This is a genomic window from Kitasatospora sp. NPDC101183, from assembly GCF_044767945.1.
Taxonomy (GTDB): domain Bacteria; phylum Actinomycetota; class Actinomycetes; order Streptomycetales; family Streptomycetaceae; genus Kitasatospora.
Window position 1 is genome coordinate 87,467 of the sequence record NZ_JBIWOW010000004.1, and the last position, 25,982, is coordinate 113,448.

General features: G+C 74.5%; 23 protein-coding genes. 12 read left to right on the forward strand and 11 right to left on the reverse strand.

Going from position 1 to position 25,982, the window contains the following annotated elements:
- The first annotated feature begins 266 nt into the window (after positions 1–266).
- The 3 genes from ACIRRS_RS06070 (at position 267) to ACIRRS_RS06080 (ending at position 4,204) form a co-directional block, all read left to right on the forward strand.
- On the forward strand, positions 267–884 hold the full coding sequence (locus ACIRRS_RS06070; RefSeq protein ID WP_402965745.1) for a choice-of-anchor C family protein: 618 nt from the start codon (positions 267–269) through the stop codon (positions 882–884).
- Positions 885–1,100: 216 nt separating this feature from the next.
- Positions 1,101–2,627: a carbohydrate binding domain-containing protein gene (locus tag ACIRRS_RS06075; RefSeq protein ID WP_402965747.1), complete on the forward strand. Its 1,527-nt coding sequence runs from the start codon at positions 1,101–1,103 to the stop codon at positions 2,625–2,627.
- An 89-nt stretch (positions 2,628–2,716) separates the two neighbouring features.
- On the forward strand, positions 2,717–4,204 hold the full coding sequence (locus ACIRRS_RS06080) for an SDR family NAD(P)-dependent oxidoreductase (RefSeq protein WP_402965750.1): 1,488 nt from the start codon (positions 2,717–2,719) through the stop codon (positions 4,202–4,204).
- On the opposite strand, the gene ACIRRS_RS06085 is transcribed toward ACIRRS_RS06080, so the two are convergent.
- The 3 genes from ACIRRS_RS06085 to def all read right to left on the reverse strand — a co-directional run bounded on the left by ACIRRS_RS06085 (position 4,183) and on the right by def (position 6,071).
- The gene (locus tag ACIRRS_RS06085; RefSeq protein ID WP_402965753.1) at positions 4,183–4,722 is read right to left on the reverse strand and encodes a hypothetical protein; all 540 of its coding nucleotides are present in this window, start codon (positions 4,720–4,722) and stop codon (positions 4,183–4,185) included. The genes ACIRRS_RS06080 and ACIRRS_RS06085 overlap by 22 nt on opposite strands.
- 75 nt (positions 4,723–4,797) lie before the next feature.
- Positions 4,798–5,433, reverse strand: coding sequence for a class I SAM-dependent methyltransferase (locus tag ACIRRS_RS06090; protein WP_402965756.1), 636 nt, complete (start codon positions 5,431–5,433; stop codon positions 4,798–4,800).
- Positions 5,430–6,071: a peptide deformylase gene (def, locus tag ACIRRS_RS06095; protein ID WP_402965759.1), complete on the reverse strand. Its 642-nt coding sequence runs from the start codon at positions 6,069–6,071 to the stop codon at positions 5,430–5,432. Before def ends, ACIRRS_RS06090 begins: the two co-directional genes overlap by 4 nt.
- Positions 6,072–6,131: 60 nt before the next feature.
- Between def and ACIRRS_RS06100 the strand changes: the two genes are divergently transcribed.
- Entirely contained in the window at positions 6,132–6,644 is a 513-nt protein-coding gene (locus ACIRRS_RS06100; RefSeq protein ID WP_402965762.1) for a helix-turn-helix domain-containing protein, read from the forward strand.
- Here ACIRRS_RS06100 and ACIRRS_RS06105 read toward each other — a convergent pair.
- The 5 genes from ACIRRS_RS06105 to ACIRRS_RS06125 all read right to left on the reverse strand — a co-directional run bounded on the left by ACIRRS_RS06105 (position 6,641) and on the right by ACIRRS_RS06125 (position 13,223).
- Positions 6,641–7,180: a hypothetical protein gene (locus ACIRRS_RS06105; RefSeq protein WP_402965765.1), complete on the reverse strand. Its 540-nt coding sequence runs from the start codon at positions 7,178–7,180 to the stop codon at positions 6,641–6,643. The genes ACIRRS_RS06100 and ACIRRS_RS06105 overlap by 4 nt on opposite strands.
- Positions 7,181–7,237: 57 nt before the next feature.
- A complete protein-coding gene (locus tag ACIRRS_RS06110; RefSeq protein ID WP_402965768.1) occupies positions 7,238–9,016 on the reverse strand; it encodes a serine/threonine-protein kinase in 1,779 nt (592 codons plus the stop codon).
- A gap of 135 nt (positions 9,017–9,151) precedes the next feature.
- Complete coding sequence (gene hemC, locus ACIRRS_RS06115; protein WP_402965771.1) at positions 9,152–10,087, reverse strand: hydroxymethylbilane synthase; 936 nt, start codon at positions 10,085–10,087, stop codon at positions 9,152–9,154.
- A 98-nt stretch (positions 10,088–10,185) separates the two neighbouring features.
- Entirely contained in the window at positions 10,186–12,501 is a 2,316-nt protein-coding gene (locus tag ACIRRS_RS06120) for an FtsX-like permease family protein (RefSeq protein ID WP_402965774.1), read from the reverse strand.
- Complete coding sequence (locus tag ACIRRS_RS06125) at positions 12,498–13,223, reverse strand: ABC transporter ATP-binding protein (RefSeq protein ID WP_402965777.1); 726 nt, start codon at positions 13,221–13,223, stop codon at positions 12,498–12,500. The genes ACIRRS_RS06120 and ACIRRS_RS06125 overlap by 4 nt, the downstream gene beginning before the upstream one ends.
- 155 nt (positions 13,224–13,378) lie before the next feature.
- On the opposite strand from ACIRRS_RS06125, the gene ACIRRS_RS06130 reads away from it, so the two are divergent.
- The 6 genes from ACIRRS_RS06130 (at position 13,379) to ACIRRS_RS06155 (ending at position 18,651) form a co-directional block, all read left to right on the forward strand.
- Complete coding sequence (locus tag ACIRRS_RS06130; protein ID WP_402965780.1) at positions 13,379–14,215, forward strand: sensor histidine kinase; 837 nt, start codon at positions 13,379–13,381, stop codon at positions 14,213–14,215.
- An 11-nt stretch (positions 14,216–14,226) separates the two neighbouring features.
- Positions 14,227–14,937 (forward strand): response regulator, encoded by a 711-nt coding sequence (locus ACIRRS_RS06135; protein ID WP_402965783.1) that lies wholly within the window; start codon positions 14,227–14,229, stop codon positions 14,935–14,937.
- 187 nt (positions 14,938–15,124) lie between these two features.
- Positions 15,125–16,333, forward strand: a complete 1,209-nt coding sequence (locus tag ACIRRS_RS06140) for a cytochrome P450 (RefSeq protein ID WP_402965786.1) — start codon at positions 15,125–15,127, stop codon at positions 16,331–16,333.
- 43 nt (positions 16,334–16,376) lie between these two features.
- The gene (locus ACIRRS_RS06145) at positions 16,377–17,570 is read left to right on the forward strand and encodes a type III polyketide synthase (protein ID WP_402965788.1); all 1,194 of its coding nucleotides are present in this window, start codon (positions 16,377–16,379) and stop codon (positions 17,568–17,570) included.
- Positions 17,567–18,157, forward strand: coding sequence for an NUDIX domain-containing protein (locus ACIRRS_RS06150; RefSeq protein ID WP_402965791.1), 591 nt, complete (start codon positions 17,567–17,569; stop codon positions 18,155–18,157). The genes ACIRRS_RS06145 and ACIRRS_RS06150 overlap by 4 nt, the downstream gene beginning before the upstream one ends.
- 62 nt (positions 18,158–18,219) lie before the next feature.
- Positions 18,220–18,651, forward strand: a complete 432-nt coding sequence (locus ACIRRS_RS06155; RefSeq protein WP_402965794.1) for an SHOCT domain-containing protein — start codon at positions 18,220–18,222, stop codon at positions 18,649–18,651.
- Positions 18,652–18,888: 237 nt separating this feature from the next.
- On the opposite strand, the gene ACIRRS_RS06160 is transcribed toward ACIRRS_RS06155, so the two are convergent.
- On the reverse strand, positions 18,889–21,369 hold the full coding sequence (locus ACIRRS_RS06160; RefSeq protein WP_402965797.1) for a Tex family protein: 2,481 nt from the start codon (positions 21,367–21,369) through the stop codon (positions 18,889–18,891).
- Positions 21,370–21,592: 223 nt separating this feature from the next.
- Here ACIRRS_RS06160 and ACIRRS_RS06165 point away from each other — a divergent pair, with 223 nt between their 5' ends.
- Together ACIRRS_RS06165 and ACIRRS_RS06170 are read left to right on the forward strand one after the other, a co-directional pair.
- Positions 21,593–22,549 carry an aminoglycoside phosphotransferase family protein gene (locus ACIRRS_RS06165; protein WP_402965800.1) on the forward strand — a complete coding sequence of 319 codons (957 nt, stop codon included), beginning with the start codon at positions 21,593–21,595 and terminating at the stop codon, positions 22,547–22,549.
- A 65-nt stretch (positions 22,550–22,614) separates the two neighbouring features.
- On the forward strand, positions 22,615–23,265 hold the full coding sequence (locus tag ACIRRS_RS06170; protein ID WP_402965803.1) for a TetR/AcrR family transcriptional regulator: 651 nt from the start codon (positions 22,615–22,617) through the stop codon (positions 23,263–23,265).
- Here ACIRRS_RS06170 and ACIRRS_RS06175 read toward each other — a convergent pair.
- Together ACIRRS_RS06175 and ACIRRS_RS06180 are read right to left on the reverse strand one after the other, a co-directional pair.
- On the reverse strand, positions 23,262–23,810 hold the full coding sequence (locus tag ACIRRS_RS06175) for a hypothetical protein (protein WP_402965806.1): 549 nt from the start codon (positions 23,808–23,810) through the stop codon (positions 23,262–23,264). The two genes, ACIRRS_RS06170 and ACIRRS_RS06175, sit on opposite strands and share 4 nt — an antisense overlap.
- Before the next feature lie 10 nt (positions 23,811–23,820).
- Positions 23,821–25,899, reverse strand: a complete 2,079-nt coding sequence (locus tag ACIRRS_RS06180) for a HelD family protein (protein WP_402965809.1) — start codon at positions 25,897–25,899, stop codon at positions 23,821–23,823.
- Positions 25,900–25,982: the final 83 nt, after the last annotated feature.

Below are 25,982 nucleotides of genomic sequence, written 5' to 3' on the forward strand. Positions count from 1 at the left end.
ACGGGGAATTCACCACCGGGCGCGGAGCCGCTGCCGGTCGAACCCCGGTCCGGATGCCGGGCCGGGGCCGGGCGCGGGGCCCGTGCCGCCCGGGGCCGCCTCCGCGCAAACCGGCGTGCGGGGGCGCGCATCGCGGCCGGTCATACCACCGGGCGCCGCCCGTCCGGTCTTGGCAGGGCTTCCGGGGGAGGTCGACGCTCTGCATGCGGCCGATCCGGCCGCCGTGTCCGCCGGCGCTCCCGCCGGCCCACCGGGGAGGAACACCCATGTCGTTCACGCGCACCCGCTCCGCCGCCGTCGCCGTCCTGCTCGCCGCCAGCACCAGCCTGGCCACCGCCGCACTGGCCGCCCCCGCCCAGGCCGCGGGCCCGCAGCACCGCGCGGCCAGCCGCTTCGACGACGGCAGCTTCGAGTCGCCCAAGGCCCCGGCGAACAACTTCACCGAGCTGAACGCCGGTCAGAACATCGGCCCGTGGCGGATCACCAGCGGCAGCGTCGACCTGATCGGCGCCGGCTTCTGGCAGGCCGCCGAGGGCGACCAGTCCCTCGACCTCAACGGCGCCGACAGCGGAGCCATCGCCCAGACCTTCGCCACCGTGCCCGGCGCGACCTACTCGGTGACGTACGCCCTGGCCGGCAACCCGGGCGGCGGGCCCGCGATCCGCACCGGCCGCGCCGAGATCGACGGCCAGGACTTCCAGGACTTCACCTTCGACGTCACCGGCAAGACCAGGGCCGCCATGGGCTACGTGGGGCGGCAGTTCACCTTCGTCGCCCGCGGGGCCACCACCACCCTGGGCTTCACCAGCACCGTGCGCGGCGCCTACGGCCCGGTGCTCGACGACATCCAGGTGAAGGAGTGCAAGGCCTGTTGCGGCAACTGACCCGCCGTCGGCCCTGTCTTAACCGTTCCTAAAACCTGCCTCCGGTGAACCTCCGGCCGCCGGGAGACGCTTGACGTGCACACCTGGTCTAGTCCAGTTTGATGCACAGCACAACACCGCGCTCCCCCACACCGGTTCAGCCCCAGAGCTGCCGCCCGCCCCGCGTCTCCCCCCTCGCGGCGCGGGCGGCCCACCGTTTCCGAGAGGCACTTCCCCATGCCCAGCGCGCCCCAGCACGCCCCCACCCACCGCCGCCCCGCCTCCCGCCGCACCAAGCTGCTCAGCCTCGCCGCCGCCACCGTCCTGGCCGCCGGCGGGCTCGCCGTCGTCGCCGGAAGCGCCGGCGCCGCGGACGGCAACCTGCTCGCCAACGGCGGGCTGGAGAGCGGCTCGCTCAGCCCGTGGAGCTGTTCCGGCGGCACCGGCAGCGTCGTCAACTCCGGCGCCCACAGCGGCACGTACGCACTCAAGGGCGCCGCGAGCGCGAGCGACACCGCGCAGTGCGGGCAGACCGTCAGCGTCCAGCCCAACACCACGTACAACCTCAGCGCCTGGGTCCAGGGCCAGTACGTCTACCTCGGCGCCACCGGCAGCGGCGTCACCGACCCGGCGGTCTGGACCCCGGGCGGCGCCTCCTGGCAGCAGCTGTCCACCAGCTTCACCACCGGCCCCTCCACCACCAGCGTCACCGTCTACGTGCACGGCTGGTACGGGCAGGGCTCCTACCTCGCCGACGACCTCGTCCTCACCGGCCCGGGCGGCGGCGGCCCGACCGGCACCCCCACGGACACCCCGACCGGCACGCCCACCGGCGGCCCCACCGGCACGCCGACCGGCGGCCCGAGCACCCCGCCGCCGAACGTCGCGCTGCCCGTCGCGCCGTACATCGACATGGGCGCCTGGCCCACCCCGTCCATGCCCGACATGTCCAAGGCCGGCGGCGCCAAGGGCTACAGCATGGGCTTCGTCACCGGCGTCGGCTGCAAGGCCAGCTGGTTCAACGCCTACGACCCGCGCAGCGGCTGGGCCAAGGACCAGGTCGACGCGCTGCGCGCCGCCGGCGGCGACGTCAAGCTCTCCTTCGGCGGGGCCGCCGGCACCGAACTCGCCGCCGCCTGCACCTCGGTGGACTCGCTGTTCGCCGAGTACGACGCCGTGGTGAACGCCTACAACCTGCGCTACGTCGACTTCGACATCGAGGGCGCGGCCATCGCCGACACCGTCTCCAACGACCGCCGCTCGGCCGCCCTGGCCAAGCTCCAGCAGGCCCACCCCGGCCTCAAGGTCTCCCTCACCCTGCCCGTGCTGCCCGAGGGCCTGACCTCGGAGGGCGTGGCGATCGTCAAGTCCGCCCGGGACGCCGGCGTGAACCTCGACCTGGTCAACGTCATGGCGATGGACTACTACCGCACCGGCAGCAACTACGGCGACGCCGCCGTCCAGGCCGCACAGTCGACCTTCGGCCAGCTCAAGTCGCTCTACCCGGCCAAGACCGACCCCCAGCTGTGGTCCATGGTCGGCGTCACGCCGATGATCGGCGAGAACGACGACCACCAGATCTACAACCAGGCCGCCGCCCAGCAGTTGGTGACCTTCGCCAAGCAGAACCACCTCGGCCTGCTGGCCTTCTGGGACTCCACCCGCGACGCCAACGCCTGCACCGGCGGCTCGCTCGCCAAGTGCACCAACATCCCGCAGCAGCCCTACGAGTTCGCCAAGATCTTCTCGCAGTACGCGGGCTGAGCTCTCCCTTGACCGGGGAAAATTGACATCTCATCGTCCCGGACCGTTGGCTACAGTCCCCCTCACCTGATCCACACGAGGGGGCGGACATGACGGTCCGGGACGACCATCACCAGCAGTTGACCACCATCGCGCCGGCCGACGACGCGGCCGACGCGAGCAGCCTCACCCCCGAGGAGCTCGCCGCCTTCGGCCGCACCCTCGGCCGGCTGCGCGCCCTCCCGTCCCGGGACCGCACCCGCCTCCACGCGGAGCGCCAGCTCAGCTCCTTCGTGATGGAGAGCCGCAAGCGCCGCCGCCAGGAGGCCCGGCAGGCCGAGCGCGAGGCCGACGCGGCCCTCCTCGCCGCCACCTCCACCGGCGCCCTCGCCCGGCGGGAGGACGCCCCGCTGACCACGGCCATCGGCTCGGTCGGCGACCTGCTCAAACCCCAGCGCTGCTACATCTGCAAGCAGCGCTACCAGCGGGTCGACGCCTTCTACCACCGGCTCTGCCCCGCCTGCGCCGCCGACAACACCGCCCGCCGGGCCCTGAGCACCGACCTGCGCGGCCGGCGCGCCCTGCTCACCGGGGGCCGGGTGAAGATCGGCTTCCAGCTCGCCCTGATGATGCTGCGCGACGGCGCCGAGCTCATCGTGACCAGCCGCTTCCCGCAGGACACCGTCCGCCGCTTCCGCGCCGCCGAGGGCAGCGCGCAGTGGTGGGACCGGCTCACCGTCGTCGGCATCGACCTGCGCGACCCGCGCCAAGTCCTGGGGCTGACCGAGCAGTTGCGTGCCGAGGGCCGTCCGCTGGACATCCTGGTCAACAACGCCGCCCAGACGCTGCGCCGCCCGCCCGAGTCCTACGCCCTGCTGGCCGCCGGGGAGCGCGAGGCCCTGCCCGCCGCCGACCGCCGGATGATCGGGCACGCCCCCGGGTTCCGGCCGCCGGCCGGGGCCGCCCCGCTGCCCTCGGGGGGCGAAGGGCCGCTCTCCCTGCTCTCCCCGGCCTCCCCGGCCTCCCCGGCCTCCCTGGCTTCCCTGGCTTCCCTGGCTTCCGTGGCTTCCGTGGCTTCCCTGGCCGACGAGGCCGGGCTGCTGCCGGACCTCGCGGACGCCAACTCCTGGTCCGCAAAGCTCGGTTCGCTCGACCCCGCCGAGGTCCTGGAGGTCCAGCTCGTCAACGCCCTCGCCCCCGTGCTGCTCTGCGACCGGCTGCTCCCGCTGCTGCTCGCCTCGCCGCACCCCGCCCGGTACATCGTCAACGTCACGGCGGTGGAGGGCCGGTTCGCCGTCCGCAACAAGACGCCCCGGCACCCGCACACCAACATGGCCAAGGCCGCGCTCAACATGCTCACCCGCACCTCCGCCGCCGACCTCGCCACCCGGGGCGTCCACCTGTGCGCCGTCGACACCGGCTGGATCACCGACGAGAACCCGGCGCCGGCCAAGGCCCGGATCGCCGACCGGGGCTTCCGCACCCCGCTCGACATCGTCGACGGGGCCGCCCGGGTGTACGACCCGATCGTGCGCGGCGAGGCGGGAGACCCGCAGTCGGGGGTGTTCCTCAAGGACTACCGGGTCGCCGACTGGTAACTCCCGTTCCGGCGGCGGTAGTAGGCGAAGGCCAAGGCGAGGGTGATCGGGCCCCAGAGCGTCGCCGGGCCGGTGCAGATCCGGCACAGGGCGTCCCACCAGCCGTTGCTGAATCCGAGGTCGCCGATCACGCCGAACCAGGCCAGCGGAATCCCGCCGAAGAGGCCGACCAGCACCAGCCCTCCCAGCACCGCCGGGACCACCGCCGCCAGCGGTGGCACCCGGCGGCCCCGCAGGAACGGCACCCAGCGCGGGAACACCTCGCCCCAGCCGCTGACCAGCCCCAGGGTGAGCAGCGCCACCGCCTCCGTGAGCAGGCTCAGCCCGAACACGTACGGGGTGGCCCACCACGGCATCGGCCCGTGGCCGGACTGGTCGACCAGGCCCATCTCGAAGTCGAAGGCGAACGGCAGCCGCCACAGGCAGTGCGGCAGGACGACGAACGGCAGGGCCTTCGCGAGGCGCAGGGCCCAGACGGGCACGGGGTTCTCGGTGTCCCCGACCGGGATCTTCAGCATGCGCCCAGCCTCCCGCCCGGCCCCGCGTCGACGCATCGCCCGTGCGGGCGGACCGGCTCCCCCTGTGGTGCCGCCTCAGCGCTCCGCCAGGAGGGCGACGTATCCCCCTGCGGGGTGAGACGGGCGGGGCTGCTCCAGCCGGGTGGTGACGGTGAACCCGGCTCCGACCAGGAGACCCACCAGCCGCTCGGCCGGGACGAGGTGCGAGGCGTACGAGACGGGGTGGCCCCCGTACGCCTCGGTGGGCCGGCGCACCCCCTCGCCGACGTGGCCGCCGAGCAGCAGGTGGCCGCCGGGGGCGAGTGCGCGGTGGAACTCGGCGAAGAGGGCGGGCAGTTCGGCGGCCGGGGTGTGGTGGACGGAGTACCAGGCGAGGATGCCGCCGAGGGCTCCGTCCGGCTCGCCGAGGCGGGCCATCTCGCCCTGGACGAACCGGAGTTCGGGGCGGAGGCGGCGGGCGGCGGCGATCATCCCGCCGGAGACGTCCAGGCCGTAGGCGTCGCGCACGCCGAGGCGGGCGAGGTGGGCCGTCACCCTCCCCGGGCCGCAGCCGAGGTCGGCGACGGGGCGCTCCTGCCGCCGGACGAGTTCGGCGAAGGCGGCGAGCATCGCCCGCGACCAGGCATCCATGGCCTCGGGCGCGGGGACGAGGCGCAGGTAGCCGTCCACCACGGTGTCGTAGGAGGCGCGGACGTCGGCCAGGTGCGTCACCGCGCGGCCTCCGCGTCGAGGCGGCGGCAGCGGCAGGTGGAGGGGCAACTGACGACCGGGCCGCGCCAGTTCAGCTTCTCGGCGGCGCGGTCGCGGCGGGCGAAGACCTCCTCCCGGCGCTCCTCGACCTGGCGCAGCACGTCCTTGCGGTCGCGCCGGCCGAGGCGGTCGACGTAGAGGCCGCCGTCGAGGTGGTCGGCCTCGTGCTGGAGGCAGCGGGCGAAGTAGCCGGTGCCCTCGACGGTGACCGGGGCACCGTGCTGGTCCCGGCCGCGCACCACCACCCGGGTGGGGCGGGCGAGGAGGGCGTTGGCGCCGGGCACGGAGAGGCAGCCCTCGGTCTCCTCGAGCAGGCGACGCCCGGGGGTCTGCGGCTCGACCACCGGGTTGAGGAGGTGGCCGGTGTGGCGGATGCCGTCGTCGTCGGGGCAGTCGTAGACGAAGAGGCGCAGGTCGACGTCCACCTGGTTGGCGGCGAGGCCGGCGCCGTCCGCGACGTACATGGTGGCGAACATCGAGTCGATCAGGCGGGCCAACTCCGGGCTGCCGAAGTCCTGTTCGCCGGCCGGGCGGCAGGGGCCGTGCAGGATCGGCTCGCCCTGCTCGGTCACCCGGAGGACGGGCGGGCGGTCGGTCATCGGCGGGCTCCTCGCGGTGTCGGGTTGTCAGCGGCTTTGCAAAGTAGCAGACTTTGCAAAGTGACCGAAGATCTGACCTCCGACGCCCTGCGCGAACACGCCGTCCGCACCGCGCTGCTCGGCCTGCTCGCCGAACGCGGCACCCTCACCTCCACCGAGGCCGCCGCCGCGCTCGGTCACAGCTCCGGCCTCTGCTCCTTCCACCTGCGCCAACTCGCACGGCACGGGCTCATCGAGGAGGCCCCGGCCGTGGACGGGCGGGCGCGGCCCTGGCGGCTGCCGCAGCCGTCCGAAGCACCGCTCCCGGACGAGGACTTCGGCGAACTGGCCCGCGGACTGGAGGACGAGAGCTACCAGCACTGGCTCGCCCGGCGCGCGCAGGCCCCCGCCGAGTGGCGGCAGGACGAGGCGTTCAGCGCCGTCGTGCACCTGACCCCCGCCGAACTCGCCGCCGTGGGCGAGGCCGTCCGCCGCCTGCTCGCCCCGTACCGCCACCGCGACACCGACCCGGCGGCCCGCCCCGCCGACGCGCGCCCTGTCGCCGCCGTGGCCCGGCTCTTCCCGCTGCTCTAAGCCCGCATCCGGGCCCGCAGCCCGGACCGCACCCGGGCCAGCGGGCGGGCCGCCAGGCCGAGGAGGGCACCCAGCGCCACGCCCTGGAGGCCGTCCCAGACGTCCTGGGCGTCGCACGGCCGCCCGATCGCGGGCACCGCGTACCGTACGGCCGCCACCGCGAACGGCAGGGCGACCGCGCCCACCAGCACCGCCGCGGCCCGCCGGCGGCTCCCGGCGAGCGTGGCCGCCAGGCCCACCACGGCGAAGGCCGCCAGCTTGATCCCCAGGTGCGGCGCGGCCAGCACCTCGTGCAGCCCCCGGTGCCGGGCGCCCGCCACCTCGCAGTGCCGCGCCCCGCCCGCCGACAGCTGGAACGCCTCCGGCAGCAGCGTCGCCGTGAGCACCCCGCCCAGCCCGAGCAGCAGCACGAACCCCACCACCCAGTGCGCCCGCAGCGCCCGCCCCACCGGCCGGTTCAGCAGGGCCGCCGGGACCAGCGAGAGCAGGAGCCCGGGCCAGAACATCGGCATCCCGCCGAGCACAGCAGAAATCACGCTTCAACGGACGCCCCGAACACCCGCGCGGTTCTGGGCGGCGGGCCCTCACTGCACTCACTGCACGATCAGGTACCGCTGCTCGCTCGACGGGCCCACGCACTGGACGGCCTTGCAGGCGGTCTGCCCCAGCACGTCCACCACCCACAGGTAGGTGCCGGGCGTCGGCGGGGTGTACAGGAACGTGGTGCCGTCCTGCCAGGGCATCCGCTGCCAGTCCTTGGCGCCCGGCGCCAGGATGCTCACGTCGGCGTGCTTCTCCGGGCTGGCCCAGCTCAGTTGGATCGGCTGCCCGGCCTTCGCCCCGGCCTGGTCCGACGGGGCCACCAGCACCGGGGCCGCAGGGATGCCGAGCCCCTTCACCGAGCCGGGGGTGCCGGGCGGGCGGACGTCGAGGTAGCGGACCTCGCTCCAGCCGCTGCTGACGGTGCCCGTGGCGCCGTCGGCGCTGAGCACGGCCCACTGGTAGAGCCCGGTCTCGCTGGGGCGGAAGGTGCAGGAGGCGGTGGCCAGCCAGCCGGAGGCCCTCCAGTCGGAGCTTCCGGCCAAGGCGGTGAACACCCTGGTGACCGAGCCGGTCCTGGTCCAGGTGAGCTCGACGGCCTGGCCCGGCTCCATCGAGTCCGCGTGCGCCGGGGTCCCGAGCGTCGGCGGGTGCGGGGTGCCGGAGGGGACGGTCCGGGGCGGGCCCTGGCCGGCGTCGACGGCCCCGCCCGCGCCGCTGATCCCGCCCATGACGCAGTCGGGCGAGCCGCCGCCGTCCTTGGCGACGACGAACCCGTCGTTGGTCAGCCCGGACCCCTTGGCCTTCGTGTCGTCCGTCAGGGAGAGCGGCACCACCACGGCCGCCGCGACCAGCGCGAGGGCGCTCGGCACCAGCACCCAGGGGCGCCGCCAGCGCCGTACGGGCGGCCGCACCACGGCGGTCGGCGTGGCCGGAACCGGTGCGGGCAGAGGCACGGGAGCGGGCACGGGCGCAGGCACGGGCACCTGCGCCCGTAACCGCAGCGGCTCCGGCAGCCAGGAGCCGCTCGGCCCGCCGTACGCGGGCGGCCCGAGCAGGGCGAGCACCTGCCCGGGTGTCGGCCGGTCCTCCGGCCGACGGGCGAGGCAGGCGGCGACGAGCGGGCGCAGGGTGACGGGCACCCCGCTCAGATCCGGCTCCGCGTTCATGATCCGGTACAGCAGCACCTGCGGTGTGCCGGCCCCGTACGGGTCGGCGCCGGCCGCGTGGCAGAGCACCCGGCCGAGGCTGAACAGGTCGCAGGCCGGGCCGAGTTCACCGCCCGCGATCTGTTCGGGCGCCATGTAGCCGGGGGTGCCGATGACCGTCTGGGTGCGGGTGATCGAGGCGCCGTCCAGCGCCCGGGCGATGCCGAAGTCGATGACCCGGGGGCCGTCCTCGCCGAGCAGGACGTTGGACGGCTTGAGGTCGCGGTGCACCAGCCCGGCGGCGTGGACGGCCGCCAGCGCCTCGGCGAGGCCGGCGCCGAGGATCCTCAACACCGGTTCGGGCAGAGGCCCGTGCTCGGCGACGGCCTCGGTGAGGGAGGGCCCCGGGATGTACGCGGTGACGATCCAGGGCGGGTCACCCTCGGTGTCGGCGTCGACCACCTGGGCGGTGTGGAAGCCGCCGACCCTCCGGGCGGCCTCCAGCTCCCGGGTGAAGCGCCGCCGGAAGCCCGGGTCGGTGGCGAGGTCCCAGTGCACGCACTTGACCGCCACCAGCCGCCCGCCGGGCGAACGGCCCAGGTAGACGACCCCCATCCCGCCGGCACCGAGCCGGGCCAACAGCCGGTAGCGGCCACCGATCACGGTCGGATCGGTCGGTCTCAACGGCTCCACGTCCACCCCCGACGGGCCTTGCCCCTGACTTATCGTCAACTGCCTTGCGCGCGCCCTCGAATCATTACAGCTGAAAGCGCGCCGGACCAGTTCACGTGAGCAAAGAGATCGCCATGAGGGCCCGGCTCAGTGCGGGATGCCCGCGATCAACTCCTGGGCGCCCTGCCGCTGGAGCGCCAGCGCCACCGAGGTGCCCAGGTCCTCCGGGTCCAGGGCACCGGCCCACTCGTGGGCGTCCAGCACCCGCTTGCCGTCGGGGCTGAACACCCGTCCGCGCAGGGAGAGTCGGCCGTCCGCCTCCGCCGCGGCGTACCCGGCGATGGGGCTGTTGCAGTGGCCCTGGAGGACGTGCAGGAACATCCGCTCGGCCGCCGCCTCGCGCCAGGTGTCGTGGTGGCCGAGGCCGGTGACGGCGTCGATCGTGGCGCTGTCACCCTCGCGGCACTGGAGGACGAGGATGCCCGCGCCGATCGGCGGGCACATCGTGTCGACGCCGAGGACGTCCGTGATCCGGCCCTGCTCGCCGATCCGCTCCAGGCCGGAGACGGCGAGCAGCAGGGCGTCCGCCTCGCCCGCCGCCAGCTTGGCGAGGCGGCTGTTGGCGTTGCCGCGCATCGGCACGCAGTCCAGGTGCGGGTGGGAGGCGGCGAGTTGGGCGATGCGGCGCACCGAGGAGGTGCCGATCCGGGCGCCGGCCGGCAGCTCGTCGAGGGTGAGCCCGCCGGAGTGGACGAGGGCGTCGCGGATGTCGTCGCGGCGCAGGTACGCGGAGAAGACCGTCCCGGCGGGCAGCGGGCGGTCGGCGGGCACGTCCTTGAGGCAGTGCACGGCGACGTCGGCCTCCCCCGCGAGCAGCGCGGCGTCCACCTCCTTGGTGAACGCGCCCTTGCCGCCGAGGCGTGCGAGATCACCCATCCAGCGGTCGCCCGAGGTGGTGACGGGGACGACCTGGGTGCGCGCCCCCGGGTGCAGGGCGGCGAGTTCGGCGCGGACCCGCTCGACCTGGGCGAGCGCCATGGGCGAGGAGCGGGAGACGATGCGGATCAGCTCAGCGGTGGCCATGCCGCGATGATAGGCGCCCTCACGTCGAGCGCTGATCGGGCGTCAGGAAACACGCGAGGGGGCGGCCACGTCGGCCGCCCCCTACCCCCGTGCACCGCTCACTCGTTGTGCAGCACCTCCGCGATCGGCAGCCGCGCCGCCGAGCGCGCCGGGACGAGGGCACCGAGGACGGCGATCGCCACGCCCGCGCAGGCGAGCCCGGCGAGCAGCGGCGCGCCCCAGACGTCGACCATCGACTCGGGGAAGTCGATGATGCGGATGCTGTGCGCCATGAGCCGGTGCGCCAGGATGCCGAGCGGGATGCCGATCGCCCCGCTGAGCGCGCCGAGCCAGGCCACCGAGGTGACGGTCATGACGACGACCTGCCGGGGCGTCATCCCGATCGACTTCAACATGCCCAGGTCGCGGCGGCGTTCGCGGATGTTGAGCAGCACGGTGTTGAAGACGCCGAGGGAGGCGACCACCGACAGCAGGATGGTGAAGATGGTGCTGAAGGTGATGATCGCGGCGACCGGCCCGGTCATGGTCACCTCGGTCACGTCGGCCACGAGGCTCGGGTCCCCGTCCGTGACGGCCTTGGTGTACGCGGCCGCGTCGGCGCCCGCCGCGAGCCGTATGTAGTACTCGACGACGTGCCCGTCCTCGGTGAACAGGGCCCTGGTGGCGTCGTTGGTGGTGATCGACCGGGCGTTGCCCTGGAGTTCGCCGCCGACGATGGTGAGGGTCTGCTGCCGGCCGTCGAGGTCGACGGTGATCCGGTCGCCGAGCTTGAGGCCGCGCTGGTCGAGGAAGGCGGGCCCGGCCTGGACCTCACCGGGCCCCGTGGCGTCCCGCCCCTCGACGGCGTGCAGCTTCCGGGCCGCCTCGTCGCCGCCGTAGAAGTCGATGAAGACGGGCTGGTTGAAGCCGACCAGGGTGGCCTGGGCGAGCCCCCGGGTGGTGACCCGCTCCGCGCCGGGGGTGGTGCGCAGCAGGGCCTCGATCCGGGCCGGGGTCAGCTTGGACGCGGCCGCGTTGCCGTGGGCGAAGTGGCCGGTCTGGACGTGGACGTAGGTGTGGGTGCCGGTGTCGTCGCCGCCCGGGCCGACGGCGCGGATCAGGGTGCTGCTGAGCCCGGTGCTGACGGTGACGGTGACGACGCCGAGGACGATCGCCGACATGGTGAGCGCGCTGCGGGCCGGGCGGGCGAAGGGCTGCCCGAGGCCGAGGCTGACGGCGCGCGGCAGTCTCGTGCCGCTGAGCCAGCGCTGCACCTTGAGCCCGCGCCCGGCGCGCGGCGCGCTGCCGGCGGAGATCGCCTCGGTGGCGGAGAGCCGGTGCGCCCGGGAGGCGGGGACGGCGGCGGCGAGGGCGACGAGCAGCGGGACGCCGAGCAGGGTGGCGGCGGGCAGCCAGCCGGCCGGCTCGATGACGGCGGTGCCGGTCATGATGCCGGTGAACGCCGTCTTCAGGATCGGCCCGGCGAGCGCCCAGCCCGCCGCCGTGCCCAGGACGGTGCCCGCGAGGGCGGGCACGGAGACCATGGTCAGGTAGACCACGAGGACCTGGCGCGGGGTGAAGCCGATCGACTTGAGCACGCCGATGTGCCGGTACCCGGAGACGACCGCGCCGCTGACCACGTTGCCGACGATCAGCACGGCGACGACCAGGCCGAGGACGCCGAAGACGGTCATCACCGGGAGGTAGGCGTCGGCGCCGGAGGAGAACGCCTGCTTGAGCTTGAGGTAGGACTGCCCGCTGACGAGCGCCTCCTTGGGCAGCCCCTCGGTGGCCGTGTTCAGCGCGGCGGTGAGCCGCTGCTCGCTGTCGGCGTCCGAGAAGCGGTAGAGCATCTGCAGGGCGGTGGGGTGCAGGGCCTCGATCCCCTCGGGGGTGACCCAGCCGCCGGTGGACTCGCTCATGCTGCTGGCGAAGCCGACGACGGTCAGCCCGGGTTGGCCGGGGAGCGGCCTGTCGAGCGCGTTGTCGGGGTAGCCGGCGAAGGGCTGCTGGATGACCACCTCGCCGGGCGCGGCGGCCCAGCGGCCGGCCAGCAACTGGGGTCGGTCCACCGAGCCGTGAGCCGGGTCCGCGCGGCCGGTCAGGGTGAGCGGGCCGGGCGGGCGGCCGTACCAGTCGACGGGCATCCGCAGGACGGCCTGCGGGAACGGGCCCTCCGCCGCCTCGACGCCCGGCCGGTGGGCGGTGGCGGCCAACCGGTCCGCCGGAGCCTTGGCCGGGTCGAACGCGGCGACGACGTGGGCGCCGCGCTGGCCGTCGAAGGCCGTGTCGAAGGGGGCCCGGGCGGCGCTGATCACCGCGAGGGCGAGGACGACGGTGGTGGTGGAGCAGAGCACCACCAGTCCGATGACGAAGGTCTGGAGCCTGCGCCGTTTCACGGCGGCCCGGGAGGCCCGCCACACCGCGCCGGTCATGCGCTCGCCTCCAGGGCCCGCTCGCGCGCGACCCGCCCGTCCTCGACCTCGACCAGGCGGCTGGCGCAGCGGGTGGCCAGGTTGGGGTCGTGGGTGACGATCAGCAGGGTCTGCCCGATCTGGTTGAGGTCGATGAGCAGGTCCATCACCTGCTCGCCGGAGCGGCTGTCCAGCGCGCCGGTGGGCTCGTCGGCGAGCAGCAGCGCCGGGCGGTTCATCAGCGCCCGGGCGACGGCCACGCGCTGGCGCTCGCCGCCGCTGAGGGTGGCGGGGTAGACGTCCTTGCGGTGGGCGACGCCGAGTTCGTCGAGCAGTTCGAGGGCGCGGCGGCGGGCCTGGCGGGCGGTGGTGCCGGTGAGCTGGGCGGCCAGGGCGACGTTGTCGAGGGCCGGCAGGTCGTCGATCAGGTTGAAGAACTGGAAGATCATGCCGATGTTGCGGCGGCGGAACAGCGCCAGCCCGGTCTCGTTGAGGGCGCCGAGGTCCTGGCCCTGGACCCGTACCGTCCCGGCGGTGGGCCGGTCGAGGCCGGCCACCATGTTCAGCAGGGTGGACTTGCCGCAGCCGGAGGGGCCCATCACGGCGACCGCCTCGCCGGCGCGGATGCGCAGGTCGACGCCGTCGAGCGCCTTGGCGTCGCCGAACTCCTTGTGGACGCCGGTCAGCTCGACGACGACCTGCGCGTCGTCGGCCCGGGTGGTCCCGTCGTGGTCGTTGCTCATGGTGGACGACCGTAGGCGCGGCCGCCTCGGCCGGGCGTCCCACCCCGGATGTAACCCGGTCGGACCGTAGTACCGGGGATGTATCCGGGCGGCACCCCCGGATGATGTGGATCATGTGATGACCTGCGAAGCTTTCCGGCGTGTGGGGAACGGGGATGACATGGGCGGCCCTCGCGGCGGCCGGGGCGGCGGGCGCCGTCGCGCTCTGGCTGGCGGTGGCGCTGGCCCGGACGCGCAGGCGCCACCGCACGGCGGCGGGCGAGCGCGGCTGGCTGCTGGAACGGGAGCGGGAGAGCGCCGCCCGTACGGCCGTGGACGCCGAACGGGCGCGGATCGCCGCCGAGTTGCACGACATCGTCAGCCACAACGTGAGCCTGATGGTGGTCCAGGCCGGGGCCGCGCGCGAGGTGCTGGAGACGATGCCGAAGGAGGCGGCGGCCGCGATGGCCGCCGTCGAAGCGGCGGGTCGGGACACGATGACGGAGCTGCGCCACCTGCTCGGCCTGCTCGCCCCGGCGGCGGACGGCTCGGAGCCCGGTACGGACGGGGGCGCGGGCGCGGACGGCTTCGCCCCGCAGCCGAGCCTGAGCCGGCTGAGCCCGCTGATCGACCGGTTCGCCTTCGCCGGGCTGCCGGTGGAGGTGCGGATCTCGGGCGAGCCGAGGCCGCTGCCGGGCGGGGTGGACGTGACGGCGTACCGGATCGTCCAGGAGGCGCTGACCAACGCGCTCAAGCACGCGGGCGGGGTGACGGCGGAGGTGACGGTGCGGTACGCGGACCACTACCTGCGGGTGGAGGTGCTCAACAGCGGCCCGAGCGTGCTCTCGGGCGCCCCGCGCCGTCCGGCCGGGGAGCCCCGGCCGGACGGCGCGGGGCGCGGGCTGGTCGGCCTGCGCGAGCGCGTCGCGGTGTACGGAGGGGACCTGGACGCCCGGCGCCGGCTCGGCGGCGGCTTCCGGGTCCGGGCGCGCATCCCACTGGAGGGGCCGTGACGGAGGACGCCGTGACAGAGGACGCCGTGCAGCAGCCGCGCCGCCCCCGGGTGGTGATCGCCGACGACCAGGAACTGGTCCGCACCGGTTTCCGGATGATCCTCACGGCGCGCGGCATCGACGTGGTCGCCGAGGCGGGCGACGGCGCCGAGGCGGTGGCCGCGGCCGTCGCCCACCGGCCGGACGTCGCCCTGCTGGACATCCGGATGCCCGTGATGGACGGCCTGGAGGCGGCCCGCCGCATCCTGGCCCGGGTCCCGGGCTGCCGGGTGATCATGCTGACCACCTTCGACCTCGACCAGTACGTCTACGCGGCGCTCTCGGCCGGGGCGAGCGCCTTCCTACTCAAGGACGTCACCTCGGCGCACCTGGCGGCCGCCGTCCGCCTGGTCGACACGGGCGACGCGCTGCTCGCCCCCTCGATCACCCGGCGCCTGGTCGAGCGCTTCGCGGCGGGCGCCCTCGACCCGGCCTCCGCGTCCGCCGCGCCCCGGCTGCACCGCGACCTCGCGCCGCTCACCCCGCGCGAGGCGGAGGTGCTCGCCCTGCTCGGGCGCGGACTGTCCAACACCGAACTGGCGGCCGAACTGACCCTCAGCGAGTCGACGGTGAAGACCCATGTCGCCCGGATCTTCGCCAAGTTGAACCTGCGCGACCGGGCGCAGGCGGTGGTCCTGGCCTACGAGACCGGACTGGTGTCGCCGGGCGGATCGGACGACTGACCGTCAACTCCCCTACAGATCCAGATAGTTCGTCGGACAATCATCCATCTCACTCGATGGGGCGAACAGTTCGGAGGATTCACATTTTTGCCAGTTCATGGGGGAACATCGGCATGTCCGTACCCGGGCGGTGACACACCGTCCGGGCCGGCGCCTCCCCGCATGACGAAGACCATTGGACTGGCCCGTGACCACCACCGCCCCCGTGTGGGACTGCCCCTTCCACCACACCGACGGCCTGGAGTTCGACCCCCTCCTCAAGCGGCTGCTCACCGAGGCCCCGGTCGCCCGGGTCCGCCTGCCGCACGGCGAGGGCGAGGCCTGGCTCGTCACCCGCTACGAGGACGTCAAACTCGTCACCACCGACCGCCGGTTCAGCCGCGCCGCCGGCATCGGCCGGGACCTCCCGCGCATGACACCCGCCGCGATCGCCCAGGCCGAGTCCATCAACCTGATGGACCCGCCCGCCCACAACCGGCTGCGCCGCCTCGTCGCCCAGGGCTTCACCAACCGCCAGGTCGAGCGGATGCGCCCCCGGACGCAGGCCGTCGTCGACGGGTACCTGGACGAGATGGAGGAGCACGGCGCCCCCGCCGACCTCACGCACTTCCTCTCCTCCCGGCTCCCGCTGCACACCATCTGCGAACTGCTGGAGGTCCCCGAGGAGGACCGCGACCAACTCCGGGCCCGGGCCGTCGCGATGATGCGGATGGGCCCCGGCAGCCGGGAGGGCCAGGAGGAGGCCAAGGCCGGCCTGCGCGCCTACTTCACCACCCTCACCGCCGCCCGCCGCGCCGCCCCCGGCGAGGACCTGATCAGCGCCCTCGCCGTCGCCCGCGACGGCGAGGAGGAGCTGACGGACGACGAACTCGCCGTCATGGCCATGGTCCTGCTGGTCACCGGCCACGACACCAGCACCTACCAGCTGAGCAACATCACCTACACCCTGCTCACCCACCCCGAGCAGCTCGCCAAGCTCCGCACCCGGCCCGAGGCGCTGCCACAGGCCCTGGAGGAGCTGCTGCGCTTCATCCCCTTCCGCCAGGGCGTCGGCATCGCCCGCGTCGCCCTGGAGGACGTGGAGGTGGGCGGGGTGCTGATCCGCGCCGGCGAGCCCGTCCACGTCTCGTACCTCACCGCCAACCGCGACCCGGCCGCCTACGACGACCCCGACGTGCTGGACCTCGACCGCACCGAGGGGCCCGTCAACATGACCTTCGGCCACGGCCAGCACCGCTGCCTCGGTTCGCACCTCGCCCTGATGGAGCTCCAGGTCGCCATCGGGACGCTGCTGCGGCGCTTCCCCCGGCTGCGCCTGGCCGTCGACCCCTCCGAGCTCGACTGGAACTCCGGCTCCATCTGGCGCTTCCCGCAGACGCTGCCGCTCGCCTGGTAGCCCTCCCCCACCACACCGCCCGACCCTGGGGGAAACCCACGCCATGGCCACACTCTGCCGCCCCGCCGTCGCCGTGCCCGAGCACGTCATCACCCTCGACGAGACCCTCGACCTGGCCCGCACCCTCCACGCCGGCCATCCCCAACTCGGCCTCGCCCTGCGGCTGATCGAGAACACCGGCGTGCGCACCCGCCATCTCGTCCAGCCGATCGAGCGGACCCTCACCCACCCGGGCTTCGCCGCCCGCAACGAGGTGTACGAGCGCGAGGCCAAGCGCCGCGTGCCCGAGGTCGTCGAACAGGCGCTCGCACACGCCGAGTTGGACGCGAGGGACGTCGACCTGATCGTCTACGTCTCCTGCACCGGCTTCATGATGCCCTCCATGACGGCCTGGCTGATCAACACCATGGGCTTCCGCTCCGACACCCGCCAGGTGCCGATCGCCCAGCTCGGCTGCGCGGCCGGCGGCGCCGCCGTCAGCCGCGCGCACGACTTCTGCCGCGCCTACCCGGGCGCCAACGTCCTCATCGTGGCCTGCGAGTTCTGCTCGCTCTGCTACCAGCCCACCGACCTCGGCGTCGGCTCGCTGCTCTCCAACGGCCTGTTCGGGGACGCGATCGCGGCCGTCGTGGTGCGCGGGGAGGGCGGCCACGGCATCCGGCTCGAACGCAACGGCTCGCACCTCGTCCCGGACACCGAGGGCTGGATCTCGTACGGGGTGCGGGAGACGGGCTTCCACTTCCAGCTGGACAAGCGGGTGCCCGGCACCATGGCGATGCTCGCCCCCGCACTGCGCGCGCTCGCCGACGAACACCGGTGGGACGTCTCGGGGTTGGGCTTCTACATCGTCCACGCGGGCGGGCCGCGCATCCTCGACGACCTGTGCCACTACCTCGACCTGGAGCCCGCCGCCTTCCGGCACAGCCGGGCCACCCTCACCGAGCGGGGCAACATCGCCAGCGCCGTCGTCTTCGACGCCCTGGCCCGGCTCTTCGCCGAGGGCGGCGTCGCGGAGGGCACCCCGGGGCTGATCGCCGGGTTCGGACCGGGGATCACCGCCGAGATCGCGCTGGGGAGTTGGACGGTCTCCCCGGCCGAGCCGGTGCTGCACCGGCCCCGCGCGGCCTCGGCCTCCACGTCCGTACCTGCCTCCGCCTCTGCCTCCGCCCCTGCGGTGACCATCGTCCATCCCAGCGCCCCCCGCCGTTTCCCGGCCGGCACTACGATCACCGAATGACCGACACCACGCACCGGGCCGACCCCGAGACCTCCGACAGAGCCGCCGAACTCGCCTCCCTCTTCCCGGCGTTGCACGCGCCGCAGTACTGGACCTGGGGGCGCTACGACGCCCTGTTCTCCACGGTCCTGCCGCCGGACGGTCTGGTGACCAACATCCACGTGGTCGGCTTCCAGGACGGCGGCGTGGTGCTGTGCCGGGACGACCGCGACCACTGGTTCCTGCCCGGCGGCACGCGGGAGAAGGACGAGAGCGTGCTGTCCTGTCTGACCCGCGAGCTGCGCGAGGAGGCGGGCGCCCGGCTGCTCGGTGAGCCGGACTGGCTCGGCGCGCACCGCTGCCGCACGGACGACCCGGTGCCGTACCGGCCGTGGCAGCCGCACCCGGAGAAGGCCTGGCTGTGGGGCTGGGCGGACGTCGTGGTCGACTCCACGCCAACCAACCCGGAGGACGGCGAGCAGGTCGTCGAGGTCCGCACGGTGACGGCGGAGGAGGCGCAGCGGCTGCTGCTGACCTCGCACGAGGAGTGGTGGGCCGAGCTGATCGGCCTGGCGGTGGAGCTGCGGCGGCGCGCCGGGCGGGGCTAGGCATCACTCGAACGGCCGAGCATCAGCAGGCCCTGCCCGGTTTGCGGTGATATTTCTCGGCCATGGGCACCTATCACCTCGCTTCTCAGCTCGCTGCGGACTACCCGCTGCTGAACATCTTCTGGACGATGCTGGAGCTGTTCCTCTGGATCCTCTGGATCTTCCTGCTGTTCAAGATCATCACGGACATCTTCCGCAGCCATGATCTGAGCGGCTGGGGCAAGGCCGGCTGGCTGGTCCTGGTGATCCTGTTGCCGCTGATCGGCGTGATCGCGTACCTGATCGCCCGCGGCGACTCGATGCACAAGCGGGACCTCTCCCAGGCCCAGCAGACGGAGGCCGCCGTCAAGGCGTACATCAGGGACGCGGCGACGCCGGAGGCAGGCGGCCCCCGCACGCACGTCGACGACCTCGCGGCGTTGGCGGACCTGCACACGCGGGGGCTGATCTCCGACGAGGAGTTCCAGCGGGCCAAGGACAAGCTGCTGGTGTGACCGTATGACCGTGTGACCGGAACGGCCGGGGGCGGGGGGGGGGGGCCCCCCCCCCCCCGCCGGGGGGGCGGGGGGGGGGCGGGGGGGGGGTCGCCGCCGGGGGGCGGGGGGGCGGGGCCCCGGGGCCCGGGGGGGGGGGGCCGGGGCGGGGGGGGCCCCCGGCGGGGCGGGGGGGGGGGGCCCCCCCCCCCCCCCCCCCGGCCGTTGTCGCGTGTGTCGCGTGCGTCGCGTGCCCGCTCAGCGGCGCCCGGAGCGGCGGTCGTTCTTCCCGCCGCCGCCGTTGCCGCTGCTGCCGCCGGTGAGGCCCGCGCGGCGCAGCGCGTCGGCCATGGCGCCGTTGGCGGGGGCGGGGGCGCCGCTCCTGTCCTGGCCGCCGCCGCTGCGCCTGTCCTGACCGCCCTGGCCACCGCCGCGGCGCTCCTGTCGCGGCGGGCGGGCCTGGCGCTCACCGCGCTCGCCGCCACGCTCGCCTCCACGGTCACCGCCGCGCTCGCCCCGCTCGCGCCCGACCTCGTCGTCCAGCCGCAGCGTGAGCCCGATCCGCTTGCGCGGCACGTCCACCGTCAGCACCCGCACCTTGACGATGTCCCCGGGCTTGACCACCTCGCGCGGGTCCTTGACGAAGTTCCGCGACAGCGCCGAGACGTGCACCAGCCCGTCCTGGTGGACGCCCACGTCGACGAAGGCCCCGAAGGCGGCGACGTTGGTGACCACGCCCTCCAGCACCATGCCGACCTCCAGGTCGCCGATCTTGTCGACGCCCTCCTTGAAGGTCGCGGTGCGGAAGGCCGGGCGGGGGTCGCGCCCGGGCTTGTCCAGCTCGCCGAGGATGTCGGTGACGGTCGGCACGCCGAAGGTGTCGTCGGCGAAGTCGGCCGGGCGCAGGGCGCGCAGCCGCTCGCCGTTGCCGATCAGCTCGCGCAGCTCCCCGCCGGTGGAGGCGAGGATGCGGCGCACCACCGGGTACGCCTCGGGGTGCACGCTGGAGGCGTCCAGCGGGTCGTCGCCGCCGGGGATGCGCAGGAAGCCGGCGCACTGCTCGAAGGCCTTGGGGCCCAGCCGGGCCACGTCCTTGAGCTGCTTGCGGGTGCGGAACGGGCCGTTGGCGTCGCGGTGGGCCACGATGTTGTCGGCCAGCGTGCCGGTGATGCCGGAGACCCTCGTCAGCAGCGGCGCCGAGGCGGTGTTCACGTCCACGCCGACGGCGTTGACGCAGTCCTCGACCACGGCGTCCAGCGAGCGCGAGAGCTTCACCTCGCTGAGGTCGTGCTGGTACTGGCCGACGCCGATCGACTTGGGGTCGATCTTGACGAGTTCGGCCAGCGGGTCCTGGAGGCGGCGGGCGATGGAGACCGCACCGCGGATCGACACGTCCAGCTCCGGCAGCTCCTGGGAGGCGAAGGCGGAGGCCGAGTAGACGGAGGCGCCGGCCTCGCTGACCATCGCCTTGGTGAGCTTGAGCTCGGGGTGGCGCTTGATCAGGTCCTCGGCGAGCTTGTCGGTCTCGCGGGAGGCGGTGCCGTTGCCGATCGCGACGAGGTCCACGTCGTGCTTCTTCGCCAGCACCGCCAGGGAGTTGATCGACGCGTCCCACTTGTTGGCGGGCTGGTGCGGGTAGATCGTCTCGTACGCGAGGACCTTGCCGGTGGCGTCCACCACGGCGACCTTCACGCCGGTGCGGAAGCCCGGGTCCAGGCCCATGGTGGCGCGGGTGCCGGCCGGGGCGGCGAGCAGGAGGTCGCGCAGGTTGGCGGCGAAGACGCGCACCGCCTCCTCCTCGGCCTCGGCGCGCAGCCGCGAGCGCAGGTCGATGCCCAGGCGCACCAGGATGCGGGTGCGCCAGGCCCAACGGACGGTGTCGCCCAGCCACTTGTCGCCCGGGCGGCCGTGGTCGGCGACGCCGAAGCGGGCGGCGATGCGCTGCTCGTAGTCGTTCTCGCCGGGCAGGTCGCCCTCGGACTCGCCGTCGTACGGGGAGAGTTCGAGGTCGAGCACCTCCTCCTTCTCGCCGCGCAGCATCGCCAGGATGCGGTGCGAGGGGAGCTTGGTGTACGGCTCGGCGAAGTCGAAGTAGTCGGCGAACTTGGCGCCGTCGCCCTCCTTGCCGTCGCGGACGGTGGCGACCACGCGCCCGCGCGTCCACATCCGCTCGCGCAGCGAGCCCACCAGGTCGGCGTCCTCGCCGAAGCGCTCGACGAGGATCGCCCGGGCGCCCTCCAGGGCCGCGCTCCCGTCCGCCACCGACTCGTTGAGGTACTGCGCGGCGAGCGCGGCCGGGTCCTGGGAGGGGTCGGCGAGCAGGGTGTCGGCCAGGGGCTCCAGGCCGGCCTCGCGGGCGATCTGGGCCTTGGTGCGGCGCTTGGGCTTGAACGGGAGGTAGATGTCCTCCAGACGGGCCTTGGAGTCGGCGGCGAGCACCCTGGCGCGCAGCGCGTCGTCCAGCTTGCCCTGGGCCTCGATGGACTCCAGGACGGCCGCCCGGCGCTCCTCCAACTCGCGCAGGTAGCGCAGCCGCTCCTCGAGGGAGCGCAGCTGGGCGTCGTCCAGCGAGTCGGTGGCCTCCTTGCGGTAGCGGGCCACGAAGGGGACGGTCGCGCCGCCGTCGAGAAGGTCGACGGCCGCCTTCACCTGCCCCTCGCGGACGCCCAGTTCCTCGGCGATCTTCCGCTCGATCGCCTGCTGGGCCTGCCGGGCCCCCTGTTCGACTGGCGTGGTCACGAAGCCGGTCACCTTCTCCTTCAGTGCTGTCGCCCTACGCCCTGCATTCTGGCAGGTGCCGGTGAGGGCTCCCGGCCGCACCCTGCGCCGCCGGGCGTGGCGCGGGCTCTCCGGGCCTGCGGGCGGGGCCGTTCCGGCGGCCGTTGTGCGCGAGCTGCGCACGAGTGTGCACAGTTCGGGAATGCGACGGAACGGCCGCGGGCGCCGCCGTACACTGCCGGGCATGTGCGCTGCCGCCCGGATGCACTCCGCCGAACCGGCCCTCGACGCGGCCCTGGTGCGGCGGTTGCTCTCCGCCCAGTTCCCGCAGTGGACGGGCCTGCCGGTGACGCCGGTGACATCGGTGACGCCCGTGGGCGGTGTGACGGGTGCGACCACCGGTGTGACAGGTGCGACCGGTCCTCTCGGTGACAATGCGATGTTCCGGCTCGGGCCCGAACTCGCCGTCCGGCTGCCCCGGGTGGAGTGGGCGGCCGGGGACGTCCGGCGGGAGCAGCAGTGGCTGCACCGGCTGGCGCCACGGCTCCCGGTGCCGATACCCGTGCCGCTCGCGGTCGGCAAGCCCGCCGCCGGGTACCCGTGGGAGTGGTCGGTGCTGCGCTGGCTCCCCGGCGCCAACCCGTCCGCCGGGGCGGTGGCCGCGCCCTCCGGGCTCGCCCGGGACCTCGCCGGGTTCCTCTCCGCGCTGCGCTCCGCCAATCCGTCCGGCGGCCCGGCCGGGCACCGCAGCGTGCCGCTGGCCTCGCGGGACGGCGCGACCCGGGCGGCCATCGCGCAGTTGGGCGGCGCGATCGACGGGGCCGCCGCAACGGCCCTGTGGGACAAGGCGCTTCGCCTTCCCGAGCACTCCGGCCCGCCGGTGTGGATGCACGGGGACCTCACCCCGGGCAACCTGCTGGTCAACCGGGCCGGGCGGCTGGCCGCCGTCGTCGACTTCGCCCTGATGGGGGTCGGGGACCCGACCTCCGACCTGATCGTGGCCTGGAACCTGCTGCCCGCCTCCGTCCGCCCCGCCTTCCGCGCCGCCCTCGCGGTCGACGACGCCACCTGGGCCCGGGGGCGCGCCTGGGCCCTCTCCATCGCGGTGGTCACCATCCCGTACTACCGGCACACCGACCCGGCGCGCACCGCCAACGCCCGGCACGTGCTGCGCGAGGTCCTCGCCGACCGCAGCGTGTGAGCCCCTGCCGGACGCAACCGGGTCAGAAACCTTCCCCGGTCAAGGTCCGGTGCTACCCTCGCGGCATGAGCGGACTGCGGGAACTCAAGAAGGAACGGACGCGGCGGGCGATCTCCGAGGCCGCGATCGGGCTGTTCCTGGAGCGCGGCTTCGACCAGGTGTCGGTGGCGGACGTGGCGGCGGCGGCCGAGGTGTCGAAGCCGACGCTGTTCAGCTACTTCCCCACCAAGGAGGACCTGGTCGTCCACCGTTACGCGGACCACCAGGAGCAGACGGCCGACGTCGTCCGGGGCCGGGCGCGGGGCGAGTCACCGCTGGACGCCCTGCACCGGGACTTCCTGGACGGCCTCACCCGGCGGGACCCGATCACCGGGCTCAGCGACCACCCCGCCGTCCTCGCCTTCGGCGAGCTGGCCCGCAGCACCCCCGCGCTGACCGCCCGGGCCGCCGAGTACCTCGCCCGCGCCGAGCGCTCGCTCGCCGGGGCGCTGCGCGAGGCCGCCGACCTGCCCGGCCCGCGCGAACTCACCGCGCCGCTGCTCGCCGCCCAGATCACCGCCACCCTGCGCGTCCTGGCCGAGCACAACTGGCACCGCATCCGCGACGACGGCCAGTCCGCCGACGAGCTGCACTTCGAGGCCGTCGGCAACGCCACCCGCGCCTTCGAGCTGCTGGCCGAGGGGTACGCGGGGCAGGGGCGCGCGGGGCAGCGCTAACCGGCCGGGCAGTCCTCGAGGAGCGCGGCGAAGGCCTCGCCCGGCGCGTCGGCCGGGAAGGTCCGCAGGGCGGTGGCCCGCTCGGGGCCGGTGATCGCGTACCCCTGCACGAGGTGGGAGAGGTCGTCCCAGTCCTCCCAGGTGTGGGCGCGCAGCAGGACCTGCCCGCAGCGGGTGCAGCCGATCCACGGGACGAGCACCAGCGCGGCGAGCTCCGGCTCGGTGAAACCCGTCAGCACCTCGGCCTCGTCGGCGTCCCCGTCGAGCAGCTGGACGGGGGTGGGCCCGCCGTCGCCCAGGCAGCGGACCAGGCCGGGGGTGACGGCGTCCCGGACGCCCCACTCCTGGGCCAGGACGGAGATCCGCGCGCGGTCCTCCCCGCCGAGCGGGACCTGCCCGGCGAGCAGCCGCTCGACCAGCACGACCAGCCCGGCCCCCTGCTCGCCGATCTGCCAGGAGTCCCTGAAGTCCTGCGCGGCGCCCTCGTCGGGGAGGAGATCGGCGATCCGGTGCCGGCGGGCGGTGTCCGCGTCGTCTACGTCCATGCCCCGGACTCTAACCGCTCGCGCCGGCGCCGCCGCAGGCCAGGGCCTCGGGCAGCGGGCGGGCGTGCAGGACGTCCAGGCGGGAGACGGCGCGGGTGAGGACGACGTAGAGCCGGTGCAGGCCGCGCTCCTCGGCCTCGACGATCGCGGCGGGCTCCACGACGATCACATGGTCGTACTCCAGCCCCTTCGCGAGGGTGGCGGGCAGCGCCGTCACCCTCGCGCCCTCCTCCGGTTCCAGCGCGATCCCGGCGGCGCTCAGCGCGGCGGCCGTCCGCCCGGCGGCCGCGTCGGCCGTGATCACCGCGACGGAGCCCTCCCGCTCCAGCGCGCGCCGCACCGCCGCCACCACCCCCGCCGCCTCCGCCCCGTCGCCGTCCTCGATGCGGTGGACGCCCACCTCCCCGTCGCGCCGCAGCGAGACGGCCGGCGGCACGTCCACCGCGAGCGCGGCCAGCACCCGGTTCGTCAGGGCCGTCACCGCTGCCGGGACGCGGAAGCCGGTGGTGAGCGCGACCACGGCGGCCTGCGGCTTGCCGAGGTGGGCCAGCTGCTCGGGCCAGCTCCGGGCCGACCAGGGTGTGGTGGCCTGGGCGAGGTCGCCGAGGACGGTCAGCGAGCCGAAGCCGCTGCGGCGGGCGATGGCCCGGCACTGCATCGGCGAGAGGTCCTGCGCCTCGTCCACCACCACGTGCCCGAAGCCGGGCGGCCGCTCGATCAGCCCGGCCGCCTCGTCCAGCAGCATCACGTCCCCCCGGGACCACCGGGCGCTCTTCCAGGAGCGCGGCGGCCTCGCCCACCGCAGCGCCGCCTGCTCCTCCTCCCCCAGCAGCCCCTGCGCCGCCCGCGCCAACACCGCCTCCTCGGTGAGGAGTTCGGCGACCACCTGGGCCGGGCGGACGGCGGGCCAGGCCGCGTCGAGGAACTCCCGCACCGGGCGGCTGCGGCCGACCCGGGCCTGCCAGGCGCCGCCGGTCACCCCGCAGCGGCGCTCGGCCTGGTCGCGCAGGGCCGTCACCACCCGGGTGCGCAGGTTCTCCCGGCCGACGGCGTACGGCGCGCCCTGGTCGCGCACCTCCTCGGCCAGCCGGTCCAGCAGGGAGCCCGGCAGGCGCCACTGGTACGAGCCGTCGGCCACCACCACCGGCCCGGCGCCCTCCGTACGGACGCGGGCGAGCAGGGCGCGGCGCAGCACCTCCGCCATCCGGGCGTCCTGCTTGAGGGCGGCGGCGCGATCGCCGTCCTCCGCGCGGACCTCGTGGCCCTCGACCAGCTCCTCGACGGTGCACTGGGCCACGTCCGACTCGCCGAGCGCGGGCAGGACCGCGGCGATGTGGTGCAGGAAGGTGCGGTTGGGGCCGATCACCAGCAGGCCGCCCCGGCGCAGGCGTTGGGGGTGGGTGTAGAGGAGGTAGGCGGCGCGGTGCAGGCCGACCGCCGTCTTGCCGCTGCCGGGGGCGCCCTGCACGCAGACCGACTCGGTGGGCTCGCCGCGCACCAGCTCGTCCTGTTCGGGCTGGATGGTGGCGACGATGTCGCGCATCGGGCCGGTGCGGGGGCGCTCGATCTCGGTGATCAGCAGGCCGCCGGGGGCCGCCGCCGCGGGGCGGTCGAGGGGCTCGTCCTCCAGGCCGGTGAGCTCCTCCGGGGTGCCGAGGGCGGCGGGCGCCCAGCCGAACCTGCGGCGGCGGGCCAGGCCGTACGGGTCCGTGGCACTGGCCCGGTAGAAGGCGCGGGCGACGGGGGCGCGCCAGTCGACGACCAGCGGCGGGGCGGTCGGGTCCTCGAAGACGCGGCGGCGGCCCAGATGGTAGCGCTGGCCCCGGTGGTCCCCGGCCTCGGGGCCGTCGCCGAAGTCCAGCCGGCCGAAGAAGGCCGGGCTGTCGGGGAGTTCGGCCATCCGCCTGGCGCGGGTGCGCAGGTAGCGGCCGAGCGCCTCGGCGCTGGCGCCGTCGCCGGAGACGTCCTCGCCCGCGACCACCTGGTACCCGGCGTCCTCGACCTGCGCCCGCAGCGCCTCCCGGCACCGGGCGACGTGGGCCCGCTCCCGGGCCAGCTCGCCGTCGATGCCCTCCGCCGCCTGTGCCATCGCTGTCGCCTCCGCTGTCGTCGCGCTTCCTCCCGTTCAGCATAACTGAACCTGGTCAAGAATTTATTCGGGTAAGAAATCTG

Excerpts from the sequence above, each read along its gene's own strand:
- ACIRRS_RS06120 (WP_402965774.1), bottom strand. The coding sequence starts at position 12,501 with ATGACCGGCGCGGTGTGGCGGGCCTCCCGGGCCGCCGTGAAACGGCGC.
- def (WP_402965759.1), bottom strand. The coding sequence starts at position 6,071 with ATGACCGACCGCCCGCCCGTCCTCCGGGTGACCGAGCAGGGCGAGCCG.
- ACIRRS_RS06180 (WP_402965809.1), bottom strand. The coding sequence starts at position 25,899 with ATGGCACAGGCGGCGGAGGGCATCGACGGCGAGCTGGCCCGGGAGCGG.
- ACIRRS_RS06080 (WP_402965750.1), top strand. The coding sequence starts at position 2,717 with ATGACGGTCCGGGACGACCATCACCAGCAGTTGACCACCATCGCGCCG.
- ACIRRS_RS06145 (WP_402965788.1), top strand. The coding sequence starts at position 16,377 with ATGGCCACACTCTGCCGCCCCGCCGTCGCCGTGCCCGAGCACGTCATC.
- ACIRRS_RS06075 (WP_402965747.1), top strand. The coding sequence starts at position 1,101 with ATGCCCAGCGCGCCCCAGCACGCCCCCACCCACCGCCGCCCCGCCTCC.
- ACIRRS_RS06070 (WP_402965745.1), top strand. The coding sequence starts at position 267 with ATGTCGTTCACGCGCACCCGCTCCGCCGCCGTCGCCGTCCTGCTCGCC.
- ACIRRS_RS06150 (WP_402965791.1), top strand. The coding sequence starts at position 17,567 with ATGACCGACACCACGCACCGGGCCGACCCCGAGACCTCCGACAGAGCC.
- ACIRRS_RS06175 (WP_402965806.1), bottom strand. The coding sequence starts at position 23,810 with ATGGACGTAGACGACGCGGACACCGCCCGCCGGCACCGGATCGCCGAT.
- ACIRRS_RS06130 (WP_402965780.1), top strand. The coding sequence starts at position 13,379 with ATGACATGGGCGGCCCTCGCGGCGGCCGGGGCGGCGGGCGCCGTCGCG.
- ACIRRS_RS06125 (WP_402965777.1), bottom strand. The coding sequence starts at position 13,223 with ATGAGCAACGACCACGACGGGACCACCCGGGCCGACGACGCGCAGGTC.
- ACIRRS_RS06155 (WP_402965794.1), top strand. The coding sequence starts at position 18,220 with ATGGGCACCTATCACCTCGCTTCTCAGCTCGCTGCGGACTACCCGCTG.
- ACIRRS_RS06165 (WP_402965800.1), top strand. The coding sequence starts at position 21,593 with ATGTGCGCTGCCGCCCGGATGCACTCCGCCGAACCGGCCCTCGACGCG.
- ACIRRS_RS06085 (WP_402965753.1), bottom strand. The coding sequence starts at position 4,722 with ATGCTGAAGATCCCGGTCGGGGACACCGAGAACCCCGTGCCCGTCTGG.
- ACIRRS_RS06170 (WP_402965803.1), top strand. The coding sequence starts at position 22,615 with ATGAGCGGACTGCGGGAACTCAAGAAGGAACGGACGCGGCGGGCGATC.
- hemC (WP_402965771.1), bottom strand. The coding sequence starts at position 10,087 with ATGGCCACCGCTGAGCTGATCCGCATCGTCTCCCGCTCCTCGCCCATG.